This is a genomic window from Janthinobacterium sp. SUN137 (genome assembly GCF_030587265.1).
GTDB classification, from domain to species: domain Bacteria; phylum Pseudomonadota; class Gammaproteobacteria; order Burkholderiales; family Burkholderiaceae_D; genus Janthinobacterium; species Janthinobacterium kumbetense.
The window spans coordinates 1-22,240 of the sequence record NZ_JAPWHZ010000002.1; the positions used below are offsets into that span (position 1 = coordinate 1).

Genomic DNA, 22,240 nt, shown 5'->3' on the forward strand with positions numbered 1-22,240 from the left:
ATCAGCCACTACCTGATGCACCGGTATAACTGGATACGACCACATCAGTTCAACCAGGGACTGGCACCGGCCGTCGCCGAAGAAAAACTTAACGTAGTGTCCGGGATGGGTTGACCACTACAAACCTCCTTCGGCTGGCTTGAGGATGACGATGATCTAGCTATAGGTAAAACGGGATGCCTTCATTCAGCACCTTCAAAAATCTGAGCTTGGAAAATTCTATTTTTAAACGCGGTCGTATTTTTGGGGATTGCTGTCATAAAATTCGTTTGCCTACTCGAATTTAATGGCTTGCTATTTAATTTTACTGAGAAAAGAAATTTCATTCCATAAAACTTCAAAAGCTGACTATTCATGCACGAAGATTGCTGTGTAAATAGATAAGAATTTCGTTTTTGTGCTGAAATTTTATGTGGAGCTTGGATTTTTTATATTTCCCATCACCGAATGATTTTTCAACGGCCTGCCAGTGTCCCAGATTAAAAATCCGTTGAGTGAGTGTGCCGAGAATCACACCGATACAGCGTCACCCATGCTCGACAGGACTGGCTGTGTTGTATTCCTTGTTTCTGCGCACTTTCGTCACATCTTATCGTCAATGAAATTAAAAATCATAACATTAAGGAAATACTGATCAATTCGCTTTTCGGCTAGGTCTTGCGAGCTGAACTGCAGCACGACGAGTCGAACAGGTGCATTTTCGGTCGACTTGAGGGGATGCTTCACGCGTTTCTGCAATCAGGACGGACTACGGAATTCAATGATCGTAAAGCCACTGCTGGCCAACCGACGCCAGGTTGGCGAAAGCGAACGACATGAACAGCTACGCATGTCACGTCGTCAAACTCGGCAAGGACAAGGCCGCACTGAGTCAGCTTCTTTTTGGCGGTGTATTCAAGGGCGGAAAAGCACCTTTGTATGTCGATGGCATGTGAAAGGGGACTGCTATTGCTATAGGTTAGCGAACCGCCGGGAGCCGTGCCCATTGAGTAAATCAGTTCTTCCCTAGAGGAATGGTAGCGAGTGAAAGAATGTTTAGCAAGCAAAAGAATGAATGCTTAGTATCAAATCTGCATGGGTGGATAATTCGGCCGCATCGTGCATCAGGGCGGCCAGGCGCAAGGGGGGCGGCACCAGTTCGGCGACGATCAGGCTGTGCTGGGCGACCGAGTAGAACACTTGCGTCTGTCCATTGAAGCGGCACTGGTAAGCGAGGCCGTGGGCGATGTCTTCGATGGCGACCTTGTCGATATGCGGGCGCAAGGGATAAAAACGGTTGCCTGAATAAGTGGATACGTAGTCGGTAGTAATCATTTCTGGATCAGCTCGCCTGCTTTGCACGGATGATCCATCCTACACCCGATGGCCAGCGCTTGCCTTCCGCCTGTCCTGCCTCCTCCCGACCGAGCCTATGCATCTTGGCAAATCCTTTAATTTATTTCATATCATTCATTGATATTTCTCAAATACACTGTGGAAATCTTGTTTGAATGAAACTTAAGGGGGGCAGGGCAATGACGGCGATACCTTCGGCAAGACCTTCGTATATCTATCAGGGCGGTTCGGTGATGATGCACTCGCCGCTGCAATTGAAACAGTCGGAAATGTACGGCTATTTCGTCCGGGGCGACCTGGCGAAGCTGCAGGCGACCGTGAATACCACCCTGAACCAGGTGGCGGGCAGCAAGATGACCCTGAAAGCCCTGTCGCCGTATGTGATGTTGACGTTTACGCGCGTCAACCATGCGGATTCCGCCAACCCCGTCGACCAGGCCAAGGGCTGGATCACGGAAGTCGATATCGTCACCTGGATCATGGTCGGCCAGATGGATGCCGCCGGCAAGCTCGCGCATATCTACTGGTATCCGTGCCATATCTTCGTCGATGACGCCATGGCCCTGATCAACGGGCGCGAACTGTTCGGCTACCCGAAGTATCTGTGCGACTACGAGATCCCCGCCGCCGGCAGCGAGCCGCTGCGCTGCTCCGTGGCCGCCAAGGGTTTCCAGCATTTTTCGCCGGAAACAAAACTGGCACTGCACCCTTTGCTGGAAGTCAACGCCACCGTGCAGACGGGGCAGCACAAGCCCATCAACAGTTTCCTGGAACTCATCGAGCAGGCGTTCCAGATTTTCCTGTCCATCCCCGATTTCTTTGACATGGACCAGGCCGGCTGGGCCGATGTTTTGTCGCTGCTGCGCAATCCCCGCATCGACCAGATTTTCCTCAAGCAATTCCCCGACAGCGCGGGCGTGAAAGCCGTGTACCAGGCCCTGGTGGCCGCGCCGGCCGAGATCAACCGCCTGCACAGCGCGCGCCTGCTCGGCTACGAATACGAATGCACGCTGCACGCCTTCGACAGCTTCCCGCTGGACCAGACCCTGGGCCTGAAACTGGGGCCGCAGGCGGCGATCTTGCCGTTCCAGGTGAATTTCGACTTCACGGCCATGCCGGGCGAGGAACTGGTCGACAATTCCCGCATCGCGCCGGAAAAGATCGCCATCCTCGGCGGCGGCGTGGCGGCCATGACCACGGCGTACTATCTGACGAACCAGCCGGGCTGGCAAAACCGGCACGCCATCACCGTGTACCAGCTGGGCTGGCGCCTGGGCGGCAAGGGCGCCAGCGGACGCAATGCGCAAGCGGGCCAGCGCATCGAGGAGCACGGCCTGCACATCTGGTTCGGCTTCTACGCGAACGCTTTCAAGATGATCAAGGAAGCGTATGCGAGCCTGGACCGTCCGCCCGGCGCGCCGCTGGCCACCTGGCGCGACGCTTTCAAGCAGCACGATTACGTGGCCCTGTCGGAAGACGTCAAGGGCAAGTGGCGCAACTGGTCCATCGTCTTTCCCACCTTGCCGGGCGAGCCGGGCGAGGGCGGCGAAGACATCACCCTGTGGCAGATGGCCGTCGCCATGGTGGGCTGGATCGAGCAGTGGATACGCCAGATCCGGCAGGTGGCGGACGCCGATGCGCGCATCGTGCGCGCCAGCGCATCGCAAGGCGAGGGCGTGTGGCCGGGCTGGCTGCGCCGCCTGGCCGATGAAGTGGTGGGGCAGGCCGATGAGCTGGGACTGGACGTGGGCCTGTCCGTGGGCGCGCTGGCGGCGCTGGTGGCCGACCTGGCGCCGGACTCCACGCGCCATGACCAGGCCCGCCACCAGCTGCTGGCCAGCACCCTGAACGGCATCCGCGCCTGGCTGCGCCTGCGCTACCGCGCCCTGATCGATGGCGACGATGAATTGCGCCGCCTGTTCATTTGCCTGGACCTGGGCATCACGGTCATGAAGGGCATGTTCCAGGATGGCGTGTTCAAGAACGGCTTCGACGTCATCAACGATATCGACTTGCGCGACTGGCTGCGCAAGCATGGCGGCGACGAGCAGTCCAGCGTCAACTCGGCGCCCGTGCGCGGCTTCTATGACCTGGTGTTCGCGTATGAAAGCGGCGATTTCGCGAAGCCGAACATCGAGGCGGGGACGCTGTTGCGGGCGATGGCGCGCATCGGCCTGGCCTACAAGGGCGGCATCATGTTCAAGATGCAGGCCGGCATGGGCGACACGATCTTCACGCCGCTGTACCAAGTGTTGAAAAAAAGGGGCGTGGAATTCAAGTTCTTCCAGCGCGTGGAAGAACTGGTGCCGGGCGCGGGCGACATCGACAGCATCCGCATCACCGAGCAGGTGCAATTGAAGGACCCCGCCGCCGGCTATGCGCCGCTGGTCGACGTGAAAGGCCTGGCGTGCTGGCCCAGCGCCCCCGATTATGCGCAGATCGAAGCGGCGCAGGCGGCGCTGCTGCAAGCGCAGGACGTCAACCTGGAATCGTACTGGAGCGACTGGCCGCAGCAGTACCAGCAAGCGTTCGGCCGCGCGCTGCCCGCCACGGTATTGAAGAAGGGCGTCGACTTCGACAAGGTGGTGTTCGGCATTTCCATCGGCTCGCTGCCCGCCCTGTGTCCGCAACTGCTGGCGCAAAGCCCGGCCCTGCAACTGGCGGCCGACAAGGTGAAAACCGTGGCCACGCAGGCCTATCAGGTATGGCTCAACAAGGATTTGCGTCAGATGGGCTGGACCACGCAACCGAAGGGCCAGCAGCCGGTGCTGTCGGCCTTCACGGAGCCGTACGACACGTGGGCGCCGATGGATCAATTGTTGGCGCACGAGGATTGGCCGGCGGGACTGGCGCCGAAAAACGTCTCCTACTTTTGCAGCGCCTTCCCTGTCGACAGCTATCCTCCCGTCACCGACACGGATTTCCCGGCCCGCTGCGCGGCCAGGGCGAAGCAGGGTGCGCTGCACCAGCTGGAGCACGAGATCGGCGCCCTGTGGCCGGAGGCGGGCGGGCCGGGCGCGTTTCCATGGCAATGGCTGGTCGACGCCAAGGCGGCCACGGGCGCGGCCCGTTTCGACAGCCAGTACTGGCGCGCCAACGTCGACCCGTCCGAGCGCTATGTGATGTCGGTGGTGAACAGCACGCAGTACCGGCTGGCCGCCGACCAGTCAGGCTTTTCCAATTTGTTCCTCACGGGCGACTGGATCAAGACGGGCATCAACGCGGGCTGCGTGGAAGCGGCCGTGATGGCGGGCATGCAGACGTCGCGCGCCATGACGGGGTATCCGGCCGTGATCCAGGGCGAGACGGATTTTTAGTTATTTCGCTATGATGGCGTTTCATTGTTCCCTGCGCGAGCGAATCATGCAACGCCTGCTGCTGTTGTTTCTGATCTGTATCAACCTGCACGCGGTCGCCGCGCCGCCCGGCGCGATCGTGCTGTGGCCCGGCGCGCCGCCCGGTGGCGCGGCGCCGGGCCCGCAGCGCGACAGCGCCAAGGGATCCATCACGCAGGTCGAACAACCGTATCTGATCGCCCACCGCCCGGCGCAGCCGAACGGCATCGCCATGCTCCTGGTCAGCGGCGGCGGCTATGCGCATATCGAGGCGGGCAAGGAGAGCGGCCCCACCGCCCGCTGGCTGCAGGCGCAAGGTATCACGGCGTTTGAACTCGTGTACCGCCTGCCGCAGGAGGGCGGAGGCGTCAGCGCGCCGTTCCAGGATGGCCAGTGCGCCATGCGCGTGATCCGTGCGCGCGCGGCCGAGTGGGGCATCGACCCGGCGCGCATCGGCATGCTGGGATTTTCTGCCGGCGCGCACCTGACCGGCATGACGGCCGTGCAGGCCGACGCGGCCCGCTACGCGCCCGTCGATGCGGTCGATGCCGTCTCTGCGCGCCCCGACTTTGCCGTGCTGCTGTACCCCGTGCTGACCATGCAAGCGCCATTCGACACGACGCATGCGAAAAAGCAGTTGCTGGGACGTCGCCCCGCGCAGGCGGCGCGCGACGCGCTGTCGGTGGAATTGCACGTCGATGCGCGCACGCCGCCCATGTTCATTGCGCAGGCGCTCGATGACCCGATTGCGCCGCCCGAGAACAGCCGGCTGATGGCGGCCGCCCTGCGCCGCGCGGGCGTGCCCGTCGAAGTGCATTTGTTCCAGCACGGCGGCCATGGCTGGGGCCTGGGCAAGCCGGGCAGCGAGCCGGCCGCCTGGCCACGGCTGTTGCTGGCGTGGCTGCAAGCGCACGGCTGGATGGCTCAGCCGGCGGGCTGAGTTTCCAGGTCGCGCCGCGCCACGCTCAGCGCCTCCTGCAACTGCGGCAGGAACTGTTCCACGTTATCGAGCTGGCCGTTCGAGGCCAGGGTTTCCATCTGGTGGCACAGGCCGTGCAGGGTGGGGCGGCTCAGGTAGCCGGCGCTGCCCTTCAGGGCGTGGAAGGCGGCGGCGGCGGCGCTGGCGTTGCCATCGCGCACGGCGTGGCAAGCCAGGTCCAGGCGCCGCGGCGCTTCCGTCAGGAACGCTTGCGCGATGCGCTGCAAATGCTGCGGCGACAGGCCGGCCAGCGGCAAAATGTGCACGGGCGCCGTCATGGGGTCGGCCGGCGTCTCCGCCTGCGCCGTGTTGGCCTCGTCCAGGCCGAACTGGCGCGCCAGGCTGTCGTCCTCGATGGGCGCGGCAGGCGGCAGCGCGTGGCCGCGCGCCAGCAGCAGGTCGATGAGGGCGTCGATTTTCTCGAACAGCAGCGCTTCGTCGACGGGCTTGCTGAGGAAGTCGTCCATGCCGGCGGCCAGATAGCGTTGCCGGTCATGTTCGCTGGCGTTGGCCGTCAGCGCGAGGATGGGGATCTGCGCGTCGGGAATGGGGAATTCGGCGTTGCCGCCGTCGCGGATCAGGCGCGCCGCCTGTTCGCCATCCATCAGCGGCATGCGGCCATCCATCAGCACGCAATCGTAGGCGCCCGCACCCAGCGCGCGCAGCGCCTGTTCGCCGTTTTCCACGATGGTCACGGCATGCCCCATGCTTTCGAGCAGGGTGCCGATGATGATCTGGTTGGTGCGCACGTCTTCGGCGCACAGGATGCGCAGGCGGCAGGCGTGGCGCGCGTGGCGTGCCGGCCGGCGCGCGTCGGCCGCCGGCGCGCTGCCTGGCGTCAGCGGCAAGGTGAAATGGAAGCGTGAGCCGATGCCGATGCGGCTTTCCACGCCGATCGTGCCGTTCATCAGTTCGACCAGCTCCTTGCAGATGGCCAGGCCCAGGCCCGTGCCGCCGTAGCGCCGCGTAGTGGAATGGTCGGCCTGCTCGAATTTCTGGAACAGGCGCGGCAAGGTGTCCGCGTCGATGCCGGGGCCCGTGTCGCTGATGATGAATTCGATCTCGCTGCGGCCGTCGCGGCGCGGCGGGGTGCGGGCGAGCCGCACTTCCAGCAGCACTTCGCCATTCGCCGTGAATTTCAGCGCATTGCCCAGCAGGTTGATGAGGATTTGCCGCAGGCGCGTGGGGTCGGCGCGCACGTAGCGCGGCAAGTCCAGCGCCAGTTCGCGGCGCAGCAGCAGGCTCTTGGCGTCGGCCTGGCCCTGCACGATGCCGGCCGCGTCGCCGATCAGGGCCAGCAGATCGAAGTCCACGGTTTCCAGGGTCAGCTTGCCGGCGTCGATCTTCGAGAAATCGAGGATGTCATTGAGAATGGTCAACAGCGACACGCCATTGTGCAGGCCTATGCGCAGGTATTCCTGCGTGCGGCCTTTGACGGACTGGTCGCGCAGGGCGAATTTCAGCATGCCGATCACGCCGGCCAGCGGCGTGCGGATGTCGTGGCTCATGGCGGACAGAAAATCGATGCGGTGGCGGCTGACCACTTCCGCGTGCTCCTTGGCTTTCAGCAGGGCGTCGTTGCTGAGGGTGAGCGCCAGGGTGCGCTCCTGCACGCGCTGTTCCAGGTTGTTGCGCAGCAGGCGGATCTGGTCGGCCAGGGCAAAGGCCAGCAGCAAGCCGTCGAGCGTGCCGCCGAGCAGGGTCACCAGCTGGGCGTTGGCCACCATGGCCGGCATCAGGCCCAGGTTGGCCGGCAGGATCAGGAAGCCGGGCAGCATCAGGGCGACGAAGGCCAGCACGAAGAAGCGCGCCGGCTGGTAGCCGCGGCACCAGACGACGATGCCGCAGACGAGCGCCAGCAGCATCCAGATGCTGATGACGATGGTGGCCAGCGTGTGCGCATACGACAGGGCGAAGAAGCAGCTGGGCAACAGCAGCAAGGGCAGCACCAGGTTGATCTTGCTGATGCTGTGCAGCAGGGGCGAGTAATCGCGCAGGCGCAGGAAATGCGTGTAGAACAGGGTGCTGAAGACGGGCAGCAGGAAAAACGGTACGTAGTGCAGCTGCAGCAGGCGCCAGTCGAACAGGTCGGCAAAGACGTGGAAGGTCATGGCCCAGGCCAGGCCATAGGTCAGCACGTACAGCGCGTAATAGGCCGAGGCTTTTTCCAGGGTGATGGAAAAGATGAAGAAATTGAACAGGCCCAGCGCCAGCAGGGCGCCGATGGACGCCACCATGAGGAAGTTTTCCTTGCCCACCAGCTTGCGGTAATCCTGCTGCGTCTGCACGCCGAACAGCGGCGCGCGCGCGTAATAGGGGCTGGAAAAGCGGATCAGGATGTCATACGTGGCGCCGGGCGCCAGTTGCACGTTCCTGCCGTAGTGCAACAAATACTCGTGCGGACGCTGGTAGCCCGTCAGCAAGGTCTGCGGCGGCGCCTGCGGCCCGGGGCCATACACGTACACGTCGACCAGGTCGATCAGGGTGTCGTTCGGGTCGATGACCCAGGCCGTTTCGCCGCTGTCGTTGCGCACCTGCGCGTGCAGCCAGTAGGCGCCGCCGAACAGGTCGACCTGGCTGGCCGGGCGCTGGTGCGCCAGCCAGGCGGGCAGGGCGGCCGCATCGGCGGGCGCGGCGTCATTTCCGGCGAGAAACAGTTGCCCACCGTTGCCCAGGTGCTGGATGCCTTGCTTGCTCAGGGGCAAGGGCGCCGCCTGCGCCCCACCCGCCAGGCCCAGCAGGCCGATCAGCAGGCCGAACAGGAGCGGCCAGCCGCATAGCCAGGCGCAGACGCGGGAGCTGGAAGCGCGGTGGCGGGAAAGGGGCGGGTGGGCTGGCATCGATGGGTTTGGTGATGGTCGCGCGGGAAGCGGCGGCAACGCCGTTTGCTGTGGAGTGCCCATTTTAATCGACTCTTGCTGGCATACGGGCAATTTCATGTCCTGCCGGCATGACGCCCGCTCCGGTATCATGGCGCCTTTGCCCGCGAGATATTCATGCTCAGTCCCGACCAGTTCCTGGCCTTCCTGGCCGCCGCCGTCCTCATTACCGCCAGTCCCGGCCCCGACAACCTGATGGTGCTGGGCGTGGGCATGTCGCGCGGGCGCCGCCAGGGCATGGCGTTCGGCCTGGGCTGCGCCCTTGGCTGCCTCACGCACACCGTGCTGGCGACCATCGGCGTGTCGGCCCTGCTGGCCGCCTCGCCCACGGCCTTTACCGCGCTGAAAGTGGCCGGCGGGCTATACCTGGTGTGGCTGGGCATCGGCGCCTTGCGCAGCCGCGGCGGCGCCAAGGTCGATGGCGCGGCGGCCTTGCCGGACGAATCGCTGCTGCGCCTGTTCGGCAAGGGCTTGTTTGCCAACAGTATCAATCCGAAAGTCGTGCTGTTTTTCCTGTCGTTCCTGCCGCAGTTCATCATCGCGGGCCAGGGCAATGCCAGCTGGCAGACGGCGCAGCTGGGACTCGTCTTCACGGCGCAGGCTTGCGTGCTGTTCGGCCTGCTCGGCTATTTTTCCGGCGCCGTCGGACACTGGCTGAACCGCCGTCCGCGCGCCGGCCTGTGGCTCGATCGCGTGGCCGGCACCATCTTCATCGGCCTGGGCTTGCGCCTGATCCTGGCGCGTTGAGCTCTTGCCTGGCGGTAATGCGAAACGCCAGTTCCATCTGATCCTGCACGGCCATGGCGCCGCCCAGGACGGCGAAGGGCACGATGCCGAAGTCGCTCTGTTTCAAGAGCAGGCTGCCGCTGGCCTGCAGCTGGCGGCCATCGGCCGTTTCCTCAATCCGCACCGGCAACTGCAGCGTGCGCGTCACGCCATGCAGGGTGATGTCGGCCTCGAGCACTTCCTTGTCACCCGTGCGGCGCGCCTCGATGTTCACCCACGGATAGCGTTCCGCCTCGAGCACGCGCACCAGCATGTTGTGGCGCGTGCCGGCGATGGCGTCGGCCGACGGCGTCGTCGTCAAGCCGGCCGCCTGGCGCAGGCCGGCTTCATCCACACTCATCTCGTCGAGCCGGAAGCGGAAGTGCGCGCGTCCCGGCGCGGGCGCCACCACGCCCTGCAGGCTGCGGCTGGCCACCACGTGGTCATGCCCGAGCCGCGCCAGCGCGCCGCCGCGCCGCACGGTGATGGTCAGCAGGGATTCCTGCGGGGCGATGTGCAGGATGCGCACGCCCGGCTGTTGCCAGGGCGGCGCCTGCATGGCTGGCGCCGCTGCCGGCGCGGCCGGGAGTGAGGCGGCGGGCGGCGGGGTGAACGGGCTGCAGGCCGCGAGCAAGGCGCAGGCGCAGGCCAGCAGCAGGCGGCGAGGGGCGTGGGGCATCAATGAGGACTCCTGGCAAAGGGATGGCGGTGGCGCAGGGCGCGATGGGGCGATAGTAAGCGATCCGGGCACCGGTGCGATAGCCGCGACGCATGCGCGGCCGTTTTGCAAGACCAATTCCTTCAGCCGCATGCCCTGTCTTGCAGGGAAATGGACGTAAATGCAATGGAATTGGTATTAACAGCAGGCGCCAGAAAATGAATATGCGGCGGTGCAAAATCGAATGACGGGATTGCCGCGCATGCCGGGAAAAGGCGTATTCGAATTAATGCTGTTAATTAGCATTAATAGTTTCTTTTGAAAAACAAACTACGCGTTTGATAGTTTCGCATGATTATGTAAATGATAATTTAAATATAATGCCGAGCTAATCAGTATGCGGTAAAAATAGAATGTCGGCGTGTCTACACGATGAATTCGATGAATGTGTTGCGAAATATCAACGAGATAATTTAATTTCATTGTTGGAAACAAAAAAACCACTGTTGTCGTACGCTTGAAGTGTTACTTGTTCATATAATCGTGACAAATAAATGTCATTTTTATATTTGTCTGCATCTTGCAGCGGTACATTTCTTAGCGAACAACATGATCAAAACACACCAGGAAACGGCAGGCCGTTCCGGCCGCCACGCAGCTTTTTCGTTCGCCGGGCGCTATATGGGGATGCTGGCCGCGCTTGCCTGCCGCGCCCGCCTGCCTCATTTTTCCAAGTGTCATGTTGCGCCGCTGGCGCTCGCTTCCCTGCTGCTGGGCGCCGCCGCGCCCGCCGCCGCACAGGTGTTGTGGGAGGATTACCGCGGCATCGAGCGGGTGCCGGCCAATCCGCCCGCGCCCAATTACAACAACGGCTTCAACGCGGGCAGCACGGGCCGGCTCGCCAGCCTGGCGGCGCTGGCCGCCAATCCCGCCGCCAACGCGGCGCGCACGGGGACGTCGGCGCAGCTGGACTGGGCCAATGGCACGACCGCCAATCCCGGGCAGTTATGCAACTTCGATACGCAGCAAACGTCGGCCGCCTGCCGGGCCTGGATCATGGGCCGCGTGATGTACACGCTGGTGGTATTTCCCCAGGCGGGCAATTACAAATTCAGCGTCGCGCACGATGACGACGTGAAGGTGGATTTCTCGACCCAATATTCGACCAATTACCGCAATACCGTGTACAACGTGGCCGTGGGCAGCGTGGCTGAATATTCGAATAATGAAACGGATTTCCAGAATTTGGCCGGCAATTTCAATAGCGCCACGCCCGGCGGCTGTTATCTGGCCCGCGTCCTGTGGAATAACGTGGGCGGCATCAATTATCTGCACATGCGCTGGACGCGTCCCGACAATGTGACGGAAATTATTCCCGCTGCGCAATTGCGCGACCCCAGCCTGGCCAGTTCCTATGCCGACTGTACCAATAGCAAGACGGACCTGGCCGTCAGCAAGGTGGGACCGGCGCAGTTTTCCGTCGGCAAGCCCCTGAGCTACACCATGAAGGTGTGGAACCGCGGCCCGGCCCTCAGCACGGGCGCCACCTTCAGCGACGTGCTGCCGGCCAGCCTGAGCAATGTCAGCTGGACCTGCGCCGCCAGCGGCAGCGCTTCCTGCGGCACGAAAACCTCGGGTTCGGGCAGCAACAACGTGAGCATAACCATGGGCAACCTGCCCGTGAATGGTGCCGTCAGCGATCCCACCGCGGGTGCCTATCTGACGGTGACGGTCACGGCCACGCCGGGCGACGCCGCCAGCATCGTGAATACGGCCAACGTGACCGTTTCGCCCAACGAAACGGATAGCGATCTGAGCAACAACAGCAGCAGCACCACGGCCACGGTCAGGACGAATACCTTGACGGTGCTCAAGGTGCTGGCGCCGGCCGGCGACAGCGGCCTGTTCATCATGAATGCCAACGGCACGGCGGGCGTGCAGGGCGGCAACGGCGCCACGGCCAGCGCCGTGGTGCGCGTGGGCAACCTCGCGACGTTTGCGGAAACCGCGGGCACGGCCACCGTGCTGGCTCAGTACCAGAGCGGCTACAGTTGCGTGCGCACAGATACGGCCGCCGTCATTTCCAGCGGCGCGGCCAACGCGGGCAACTTCACCATGCCCGAGGCGCCCGTCGCCTGTACCATCAGCAACCGCCGCCTGCAGGCGGACATGCAAGCCGTCACGACGGTGCCGGCCGGTCCCTACAATGCCGGTTCGCCCGTGACGGTGACGGGCGTGTGCACGAACAACGGCCCCGACAGCGCGGCCGCGCCCACCTGCGTGATGAGCGGCTTGCCCGCCGGCGCCACGGCCACCTGCAGCGCGCCCGTGTCGCCCTTCATTCCCGGCTCGCGCATCAATTGCAGTTCCACCTTCAACCTGCCCGCCAGCGGCAGCCTGACGATCACCACCACGGCCGGCGCAAGCACGCTGGACCCGATTCCCGCGAACAACGTCGACAGCGACACCCTGGGCATCGTCAGCCCGCTCGTGCGCGTGCAAAAAAGCGTCGACAAGACCAGCGCCTTCATCGGCGACACCGTGCAGTGGACCTTGACGGCGAACAATACCGGCACGGGCGCCACCACGGCCATCCTGACCCTGACCGATACCTTGCCGGCCAACCTGGCCGGCATCGTCATCACGCCCACGGCGCCCGCCACCTGCGCGCCGCTGGCCGGCAATACGCTCAGCTGCACCGTGCCGGCCGGCCTGGCGCCGGGCGCCAGCGCCCAGGTCAGCCTCACTGGCGTGCCGACGGCGGCGGGCAGTTTCATCAACAGCGTGGCGCCGTCCGGCGGCAATGGCGCCAGCTGCGCCACGGCCGGCGCCTGCCAGACCACCACCGTGGTCAGCAAGGCGCTGGTGGACGTCACCACCACCCTGAACGGCTTTCCCGGTTCGACGAATGCGGGCGATGCCATCAGCGGCACGGTTACCTACCGCAACATGGGACCGGGCGCGGCGGAAAACGTCACATACACGCTGCAATTGCCGCCTGGCTTGACGGGCGTGTCCGTCGGCGGCGTGACGGGTGTGTACAACGCGGGCACGGGTTTCATCGTCCTGTCGGGCCTGCCGCCGAACCTGGCGGCCGGGCAGGGCGTCACCTTCAATCTCAGCTATACGCAGCCGCCCACGAACACCTCGTTTGTCACCAGCGTGGTCGGCACCTCTTCGGTCGAAGTGGCCAACGACTTGCCGAATACGGCCACCGTGATGGTGCCGGGGCCGAACGTGCGCGTCACCAAGGTGGCCGACAAGCTGACTGCCAACGTGGGCGAAAACATCACGTGGACGATCACGGCCAGCAATACGGGCAATATCGCCAACCAGGGCATCGTGAGCCTGGCCGATCTGCTGCCGCCCAACCTTGTGGTGACGAACGTGGTGGCGGCGCCCGGGGTGACCTGCCCGCCGCTGGCGGCCTGGGTGGCGTCGAGCACCCAGACGTGCACCATCGCCGCCGGCCAGCTGGCGGCCCTGAACGGCAGCCGTAGCGTCACTATCACGGCGCATGCGACGGCGGGTGGCAGCCTGGCCAACCGCATCATGCCGGCCGGCCCCGATAATCCATCCTGCGCCACGGCGGAAAATTGCAGTACGGTCACTGCGATCACCAGCCCCAAGGTGGCGGTGACGAAAACCGTCGACCACGCCAGCATCAATATCGGCGCCACCCTGACCTGGAGCGTCACGGCGACCAATAGCGGCGATGGCGCGAGCACCGCGCCCATCACGCTGACCGACACCTTGCCGGCCAACCTGACGGGCGTGAACGTGGCGCTGGTCGGCAGCGCCACCTGCGCCGCGCCGGTGGGCAATACCCTCACGTGCACGGTGCCGGCCGGCCTGGCCGCGAATGGCGGCGTGGCCGGTTTCACCGTCACGGCCCAGCCTGCGGCGGCGGGAACGTATGCCAACAGCGTCGTGCCGTCCGGCGCCGACAACCCGGCCTGCGCCACGCCTGCCGCCTGCGCCACCACCAGCACGGTGACCAGCCCCAGCGTGGCCGTGACGAAAGGCGTCGACAGGACCACCGTCAACCTCGGCGACACCATCACGTGGACCCTGAAAGCCATCAACAGCGGCAGCGGCCCCACGAATGGCCCGATCACCCTGACCGACACCTTGCCCGCCAACGTGGGCGCGCTGCAGATCCTGCCGGTGGCGCCCGCCAGTTGCGGCGTGCCCGCCGGCACCACGTTGACGTGCACGGTGCCGCCTGGCCTGGCCAGCGGCATGCAGGCAACGGTGACCATCAAGGCCGTGGCGAATGCGGCCGGCACGGTGGCCAACAGCCTCGTGCCCGGCGGCGTCGACAATCCTGCCTGCGCCACGCCGGGCGATTGCCAGACCACCACCACCGTCACCAGGCCGAACGTGGCCGTGAAGAAGACCGTCGACAAGGCCAGCATCAACGTGGGCGACACGCTCACGTGGACCTTGACGGTGAGCAATAGCGGCACGGGCGCCAGCACGGGCGCCGTCACCTTGGCCGACACCTTGCCGGCCGGCCTGGCTAACGTCGTCGTCAGCCCGCAGGCGCCTGCCACCTGCGCGCCCGTGGCGGGCCAGAACCTCGCATGCAGCGTGCCGGCCGGCCTGGCCCCCGGCGCCTCGGCGAAAATCGTCGTCAGCGCCACGGTCACCGTGGCTGGCGCCGCCGTCAACAGCGTGCTGCCATCGGGCCCCGACACTCCCGCCTGCGTGCTGCCCGGCGATTGCGGCACCACCACCACGGTGGTCAAGCTGCTGGTCGACGTCACCACCACCCTGAACAATTTCCCGCCGAATACCCTGGCGGGCGACATGATTTCCGGCACCGTCACCTACGCCAACGTGGGACCGGGCCCCGCCGAAGGCGTCACGTACACCCTGCAACTGACGCCCGGCTTGAGCAATGTCACCCTGACGGGCGCCGTTGGCAGCTACAATTCCGCCACGGGCGTCGTCACCCTCAGCGGCTTGCCCGTGGGCCTGGCGAATGGCCAGAGCACCAGTTTCAACGTCAGCTACACGCAGCCGGCCGACAACCTGTCGATGGTGACGTCGAGCATCGCCACCACCTCGGTAGAAGTGGCGAACCACTTGCCGAACACGGCCACGGCAACCGTGCCCGGCCCCATCATCCGCGTGACGAAACTGGCCGACAAGACGACGGCCAACGTGGGCGAGACGATCACCTGGACCATCACGGCCACGAACACGGGCAGCCTGGCCAACCTGGGCGTGCTGACCCTGACCGACATCCTGCCCGCCAACGTGGCGGTGTTGTCCGTCACGCCGGGCGCGGGCGTCAGCTGTCCGCCGCTGGCCAGCTGGCTGGCCAACAGCGCGCAAGCGTGTACCGTCGCGCCAGGCCAGCTGGCCGCCGTGAATGGCAGCCGCAGCATCACCATCACGGCCAGGGGCACGGCTGGAGGCAGCCTGGGCAATAAAGTGCTGCCGAGCGGGCCAGACAATCCCGCCTGCGCCCAGGCCGCTTCGTGCCAGACGACCACCACCATCCTCAGCCCGCAAGTGGCCGTGCGTAAAACCGTCGACAAGAGCAATATCAACGTGGGCGAGGCGCTGACGTGGACGATAGCCGTGGCCAATACGGGCACGGGCGCGACCATGGGCATCGTCACCCTGACGGACACCTTGCCGGCCAACCTGACCCTGTGGCAAGTGTTGCCCGCGTCGCCCGCCACGTGCGCGGTGCCGAGCGGCAACCAGCTCGTGTGTTCCATTCCCGCCGGCATGGCGGCGGGCGCCACGCTCAATATCGTCGTCAAGGGCGTGGCCAATGCGGCCGGCGCCTATGTCAATACGGTGGTGCCGAGCGGTCTTGATAATCCCGTCTGCCAGCAGCCCGGCGATTGCAGCACCACCAGCACGGCCGTGAAACTGCTGGTCGACGTGACCACCACCCTGAACGGCTTTCCCGGCAGCACACATGCGGGCGACACGATAGCGGGCACCGTCAATTTCAGCAATATCGGCCCCGGCCCGGCCGAAGGCGTGACGTACAGCCTGCAACTGGCGCCCGGCCTGGCCGGCGTCAACCTCGGCGGCGTGACGGGCAGCTACAACGGCGGCTCCGGCCTGGTGACCTTCAGCGGCGTGCCGGCCACCCTGGCGGCGGGGCAGGGCTTCAGCTTCCAGCTCAGCTACATCCAGCCTGCCAGCAACCTGTCGACCGTGGTCAGCCGTATTGCCACGACATCGGTGGAAGTGCCGAACGACCAGCCCAACGTGGCCACCGTCACCATGCCTGGCTCTATCATTCGCGTCAGCAAGACGGCCAACAAGGCCGTGGCGAATGTCGGCGAGGAAATTATCTGGACGATTACGGCCAGCAACACGGGCAGCCTGGCCAACCAGGGCGCCGTGATCCTGACGGACTTGCTGCCAGCCAATATCGTCGTGACGAATGTTTCGCCCGACAGCGGCGTCACCTGTCCGCCGCTGGCCAGCTGGGTGGCCAACAGCAGCCAGAGCTGCAGCGTGGCCATCGGCCAGTTGGCGGCCGGCAACGGCCAGCGCCAGATCGTGCTGACCGGCAAGGCCAGCGCGGGCGGCAACCTGGCCAACCAGGTCATGCCGAGCGGTCCGGACAATCCAGCCTGCTTCCAGGCCAACAGCTGCCAGACGCAGACCACCATCACCAGCCCCAGCCTGGCGCTGAGCAAGAGCGTCGACAAGCTGGCTCTGAATATCGGCGACAGCCTGACGTGGACGGTCACCCTGGCCAATAGCGGCACGGGGGCCAGCACGGCCGTCGTCACCCTCACCGACACCTTGCCGGCCGGCCTGGCGAATATCGTCGTCACGCCCGCCGCGCCCGTCACCTGCGCGCCGCTGGCCGGCAATGTTCTCACGTGCAGCGTGCCGGCCGGCCTGGCTGCCGGCGGCAATGCCACGCTGCAAGTGACGGCGCGCGCCGCCGCCGCTGGCAGCCTGGTGAATGGCGTCAGCGCCAGCGGCACGGATAACCCCGTCTGCCTGCAGGCGGGCGATTGCAGCACCACCAGCACCGTCAGTTCGCCGCTGCTGCACGCCAGCAAGACGGTCGACAAGACGGCGGCCAACGTGGGCGATACCCTGACGTGGACCTTGACCTTGCGCAATACCGGCACGGGACCGAGCACGGCCATCGCCACCCTGGCCGATACCCTGCCTGCGGGCCTGGCGAACGTGCTGGTGACGCCGGTGGCGCCCGTCACCTGCGCCGCGCCAGCGGGCAATGTCGTCAACTGCAGCGTGCCGGCCGGCCTGGCCGCCGGCAGCGCCGCCACCGTCAAGCTGAGCGCCACGGCGACCCTGTCGGGCAGCCTCGTCAATGCGCTGCTGCCGGGCGGGCCGGACAACCCCGTCTGTGCCGTGCCCGGCGATTGCCAGACCACCACGGTGGTGTCGAAACTGCTGGTCGACGTGACCACCACCCTGAACGGCTTTCCCGCCAGCAGCAATGCGGGCGACGCCATCCGCGGCGTGGTGACGTTTGCCAACGTGGGGCCGGGCGTGGCGGAAACGGTGACTTACAGCCTGCAACTGGAAGCGGGCTTGAGCGGCGTCTCGCTCAGCCCCGTCAGCGGCGCGCCCGGCATCAGCGGCGTCTACAACAGCGCTACGGGTATGTACGTGCTGAGCGGCTTGCCGGCCACCCTGATCGCGGGGCAGAGCGCCAGTTTCAACCTGTTCTACACCCAGCCGGCCAGCAACAGCTCGCGCATCACCAGCGTGGTGGGGACCAGTTCCACGGAAATCGTCAACGACTTGCCGAATACGGCGACGACGAACTTGCCCGGCCCTGTGATTCGCGCCAGCAAGACGGTCGACAAGGTGAACGCGGCCGTCGGTGATATCCTGACCTGGAGCATCACGGCGACGAACACGGGCAACTTGCCGAATCAAAACGCCGTCGTCATCGCCGACGTGCTGCCCGCCAATATCGTCGTGCTCGGCGTGACGCCCGATGGAGGCGTGAGCTGTCCGCCGGCCGCCAGCTGGACGGCAGGCAGCGTGCAGTCGTGCACGATTGCGGCAGGTCAATTGGCAGCCGGCAATGGCAGCCGCAAGGTCGTCATCACGGGCCGGGGTTCGGTGGGCGGCAGCCTGTCGAATCGCGTCGTGCCCAGCGGCGGCGACAACCCTGCCTGCGATACGGCCAGCGCCTGCCAAGCCACGACGACCCTCGTCGCGCCGCAAGTGACGGTGCGCAAGAGCGTCGACAAGAGCAGTGTCAGCGTGGGCGACTTGCTGACCTGGACCATTACCGCCAGCAATGGCGGCACGGGCGCGACCAAGTCCGCCATCGTGCTGACCGACAACCTGCCAGCGGGCGTCAGCGGCGTGCAAGTGCTGTCCACGCAACTGGCCACCTGCGCGCCCGTGGCAGGCAATATTGTCACGTGCAGCGTGACGGCCGGCCTGGCGCCGGGCGGACAGGCGCAAGTGGTGCTGCGGGCCACGGCCAGCGCGGCCGGCGTGTTGCAGAACACGGTGTTGCCAAGCGGCCCGGACAATCCTGTCTGTGCGCAGGCGGCGGACTGCACCACCACCACCACGGCCATCAAGCTGCTGGTCGACGTGACCACCACCCTGAACGGTTTCCCCGGCACCACCAGCGCCGGCGACCAGATCAACGGCATCGTCAGCTACAGCAATGTGGGTCCCGGCACGGCCGAGAACGTGACGTACAGCCTGAAACTGGCGCAAGGCCTGATGGGCGTGACCCTGAACGGCGCGGCCGGCAGCTATGACGCCGTCAGCGGCATGCTGACGGTGACGGGCTTGCCCGCCAGCCTGGCGGCCAACGAACTGCACAGCTTTGGCCTGTCGTATATCCAGCCAGCCAGCAATGTGTCGACCATCGTCAGCATCATCGCCACCAGCTCGACGGAAGTGCAGTACGACTTGCCGAACACGGCCACGGTGACCATGCCTGGTCCCGTGATTCGCGTCAGCAAGACGGCCCACGTCGGCAATGCCAACGTGGGCGACAGCATCATCTGGACCATTACCGCCATCAACAGCGGCGGCGTGGCCAACCTGGGCGTGGTGACCCTGGCGGACATCCTGCCGCCGAACCTGACGGTGCTGGCGGTCAACGCCGATGCGGGCGTGACGTGCCCGCCGCTGGCGAACTGGGTGGCGAACAGCGTGCAAAGCTGCAGCATTGCTGCTGGTCAATTGGCTATCGGCAATGGCACGCGCAGCGTGCGCGTGACGGCCACGGGCACGCTGGAAGGCGTGCTGTCGAACCGCGTCATGCCGAGCGGACCCGACAATCCGGCTTGCGCGCAGGCGAACAGCTGCGAATCGAGCGTCGTGCTGACGGGACCCAAGGTAGCGGTGCGGAAAAGCGTCAACCGCGCCAGCGCCAATGTGGGCGACACCGTCGTGTGGACCATCACGGCCAGCAATACGGGCACCGGCCCCACGCGCGCCGTCATGACCCTGGTCGACACCTTGCCGGCCGGCCTGGCGAATGTGGTGCTCACGCCCGTGCGCGCCACTTGCGCGCCCGTGGCCGGCAATGTGCTCACTTGCAGCGTGCCTGCCGGCCTGATCGGCAATGGCGGCGAAGCCAGCGTGGAAGTGTCGGCGACCGTCACCCAGGCGGGCGCGGCGCTCAACCGCGTCGTGCCGTCCGGGCCCGATGCGCCGCTGTGCCTGTCTCCGGCCGATTGCCAGACCACCACCAACGTCACCAGCCCCAGCGTGATGGTCAAGAAAGTGGCGAACAAGGCCAATGCCAGCATCGGCGACACCGTCAGCTGGACCATCACGGCCACCAACAGCGGCAGCGGCGCCACCACGGCGGCCATCACCTTGACGGACGACCTGGCTGCCAGCCTGGCGGAGATCGTCGTCACGCCTGCCGCACCGACCACGTGCGCGCCGCTGGCGGCGAATAAACTCGTCTGCACGGTGCCGGCCGGCCTGGCGCCGAACGCCGTGGCCGCCGTCACGGTGAGCGCGAAAGTGGCGGCCAGCGGCACCCTGAGCAATACCATTGTGCCCACCGGTCCCGACTTGCCGCGCTGCGCGCAGGCATCCGATTGCACGGCCGTCACGGACGTGGCGAATCCCGCCATCGGCGCGGCGCTGGGCGTGGGCAAGGTGACCCAGCTGTCGGCCAAGGTCTTCACCGTGCCGTACACGGTGGTGATCCGCAACGTGGGCAAGGGCGCGGCGCAGAATGTGCAGGCGCTCGACAGCCTGCGCGCCGCCTTCCCCGAACCGGTCGCGTGCCGCATCGTCGCGCCGCCTGCCGCGCCCGCCATTGGCGGCAGCCGGCAGCTGGCCGTCAATCCGGGCTTTACGGGCGGTTGCGGCGGCAGCGACTTGCGTTTGCTCAATGGTGATGCGGCCTTGGGCGAGGGCGAGTTGAGCGTCATTACTTTCACCGTGGAAATCACGGTGCAGGAGACGACCTTGCCGCAGTACAACAACAGCGTGTTTGCCAGCGCGCTGGGCGGCAATGTCGCCAACGGAGGCGGCGCCATCAGTGTGCCGCCCGCCCCGGCGGCAGGCGCGATCGCCGCCAACCCCACGTATACGCCGCCCGCGGGCAGCCTCGTGTTCGATGCGTCCAACAATGGCGGCAGCCATGCGGGCGCCGTGGCCACGGCGGCGGAGGTGGCCGCGCTGGCGGACAAGGTCGACCCCAACCGCAACGGCAATGCCTCGGATACCGTGGGCGGCGTCGCCTTCACGGGCGAAGACACGCCCACGCCCGTGGTGTTGCTGCGGCAAGTGGTCGATGTCATCAAGGCCGTGTCGGCGCAACAGCAGGTCGATGCCAGCAAGTTCGAGATCAGCTACACCGTGCAGGCGGCCAACCGCTATCCTGCCGGTTACCCGACCTCGACCATGGTGCAGGTGGCGGAAAACCTGAAGGCCGTCTTCCCCACGGCCACGAACGTCACCTTCAAGCCGGGCAGCCTGGCCGTCACGGCGCGGCCCGCCGGCGCCACGGCTTGCGCGGCGAATGCCGACTTCAACGGCGTCACCGTGTTTGGCTTGCTGAGCGGCCAGGGCGACTTGCAGCCGCAGGAAAGCTGCAACATCGTCTTCACGGTACTGGTCGACTTCGGCAGCGTGGCGGCGATTCCCACCGTGCCGCAATTGAACCAGGTGTATGCGAGCACCATGCTGGGCACGGATGGAAGCGGGCGCAACATCGGCCACAGCTACAGCGGCGCCGGCGGGATCAGCACGCCGGTGGCGCCGGCCAGCGTGCTGGCCCTGGCCAGTTCGGCCGACACCTTGCTGCTGCCGGCCACGCCAGGCGCCACGCCGCCCAGCTTTACGCCCGTCGTGTTCAACACGAAGGACAAGCCGATGTTGTTGATCAGCAAGAGCGTCAACAAGACCCAGGCCGAGATCGGTGACAGCCTGCAATACACGATCGAGGTGAAGAACACGGGCCTGGCGACGGCGTTCGGCGTCAGCGTGCTCGATAAACTGCCGGCCGGCTTCCGCTACATCGACGGCACCACCACGCGCAACAATGTGCTGCAGCCCGATCCTTCCGGCAAGCCCGGTCCCCAGCTGAGCTTCAAGCTGGAATCGCTGGCCCCGAACGCCAGCGCCAGCTTCCGCTACCGCCTGCGCGTGGGCGTCGGTTCGCTGCAGGGCGACGGCATCAACCGCGCCCAGGCAACGACCACCAACGGCCCGCCCTCGAACGAGGCGCGCGCGAAAGTGAAGGTGACGGGCGGCGTGTTCACGACGGATGCCTGCATCGCCGGCAAGGTGTTTGTGGACTGCAACAACAACCACGTGCAGGACGGCGAGGAACTGGGCATCCCGGGCGTGCGGCTGTACATGGAGGATGGCACGAACTTCACCACGGACGTGGAAGGCAAGTACAGCTATTGCGGCATCACGCCGAACAGCCATGTCATCAAGGTCGACGGTGCGACCTTGCCGCGCGCCAGCCGCATGATGGAAGCGTCGAACCGCAACCTGGGCGATCCACACAGCCTGTTCCTCGATACCAAGAACGGCGAGCTGCTGCGCGCCGACTTCATCGAAGGTTCGTGCTCGAATCCCGTGCTCGAGCAAGTCAAGGCGCGCCGCGCGCAGGGCGAGGTGCGCAGCGTGGAAAGGGAGGGCGGCAAGGGAGGGGGCTTGAGCTTCAGCAGCCAGCCGGCCGCCGCGCCGGCCCAGGCAACGGACAGCGCCAACCAGCCTGTCGTCGCACCGCGCGTACCCGCCGCCGCGCCAGCCGCAGGAGGCAGCCATGTGCAATAAGCCCCTGCCACCTTACTTGCCGCTTGCCAATGCTGCT

7 protein-coding genes are annotated in these 22,240 nt (G+C 65.4%); 4 read left to right on the forward strand and 3 right to left on the reverse strand.

Translation table 11 applies throughout. The annotated features are described in order from the left end of the window. Positions 1–1,035 precede the first annotated feature (1,035 nt). A complete protein-coding gene (locus O3298_RS08080) occupies positions 1,036–1,314 on the reverse strand; it encodes a hypothetical protein (RefSeq protein ID WP_289914148.1) in 279 nt (92 codons plus the stop codon). Positions 1,315–1,514: 200 nt separating this feature from the next. On the opposite strand from O3298_RS08080, the gene O3298_RS08085 reads away from it, so the two are divergent. Then, positions 1,515–4,652 carry an FAD/NAD(P)-binding protein gene (locus O3298_RS08085; protein ID WP_305058985.1) on the forward strand — a complete coding sequence of 1,046 codons (3,138 nt, stop codon included), beginning with the start codon at positions 1,515–1,517 and terminating at the stop codon, positions 4,650–4,652. A 46-nt stretch (positions 4,653–4,698) separates the two neighbouring features. Next, a complete protein-coding gene (locus tag O3298_RS08090; RefSeq protein ID WP_305058986.1) occupies positions 4,699–5,610 on the forward strand; it encodes an alpha/beta hydrolase in 912 nt (303 codons plus the stop codon). Here O3298_RS08090 and O3298_RS08095 read toward each other — a convergent pair. Beyond that, the gene (locus O3298_RS08095) at positions 5,595–8,489 is read right to left on the reverse strand and encodes a hybrid sensor histidine kinase/response regulator (protein ID WP_305058987.1); all 2,895 of its coding nucleotides are present in this window, start codon (positions 8,487–8,489) and stop codon (positions 5,595–5,597) included. The genes O3298_RS08090 and O3298_RS08095 overlap by 16 nt on opposite strands. Positions 8,490–8,645: 156 nt before the next feature. On the opposite strand from O3298_RS08095, the gene O3298_RS08100 reads away from it, so the two are divergent. Further along, a complete protein-coding gene (locus tag O3298_RS08100) occupies positions 8,646–9,275 on the forward strand; it encodes a LysE family translocator (RefSeq protein WP_305058988.1) in 630 nt (209 codons plus the stop codon). Here O3298_RS08100 and O3298_RS08105 read toward each other — a convergent pair. Next, positions 9,238–9,972 (reverse strand): YceI family protein, encoded by a 735-nt coding sequence (locus tag O3298_RS08105; RefSeq protein ID WP_305058989.1) that lies wholly within the window; start codon positions 9,970–9,972, stop codon positions 9,238–9,240. The genes O3298_RS08100 and O3298_RS08105 overlap by 38 nt on opposite strands. A gap of 588 nt (positions 9,973–10,560) precedes the next feature. On the opposite strand from O3298_RS08105, the gene O3298_RS08110 reads away from it, so the two are divergent. After that, positions 10,561–22,203 carry a hypothetical protein gene (locus O3298_RS08110; RefSeq protein ID WP_305058990.1) on the forward strand — a complete coding sequence of 3,881 codons (11,643 nt, stop codon included), beginning with the start codon at positions 10,561–10,563 and terminating at the stop codon, positions 22,201–22,203. Positions 22,204–22,240: the final 37 nt, after the last annotated feature.

Coding starts and splice junctions, on each gene's coding strand:
- O3298_RS08110 (WP_305058990.1), top strand. CDS start 10,561: ATGATCAAAACACACCAGGAAACGGCAGGCCGTTCCGGCCGCCACGCA.
- O3298_RS08095 (WP_305058987.1), bottom strand. CDS start 8,489: ATGCCAGCCCACCCGCCCCTTTCCCGCCACCGCGCTTCCAGCTCCCGC.
- O3298_RS08105 (WP_305058989.1), bottom strand. CDS start 9,972: ATGCCCCACGCCCCTCGCCGCCTGCTGCTGGCCTGCGCCTGCGCCTTG.
- O3298_RS08100 (WP_305058988.1), top strand. CDS start 8,646: ATGCTCAGTCCCGACCAGTTCCTGGCCTTCCTGGCCGCCGCCGTCCTC.
- O3298_RS08090 (WP_305058986.1), top strand. CDS start 4,699: ATGCAACGCCTGCTGCTGTTGTTTCTGATCTGTATCAACCTGCACGCG.
- O3298_RS08080 (WP_289914148.1), bottom strand. CDS start 1,314: ATGATTACTACCGACTACGTATCCACTTATTCAGGCAACCGTTTTTAT.
- O3298_RS08085 (WP_305058985.1), top strand. CDS start 1,515: ATGACGGCGATACCTTCGGCAAGACCTTCGTATATCTATCAGGGCGGT.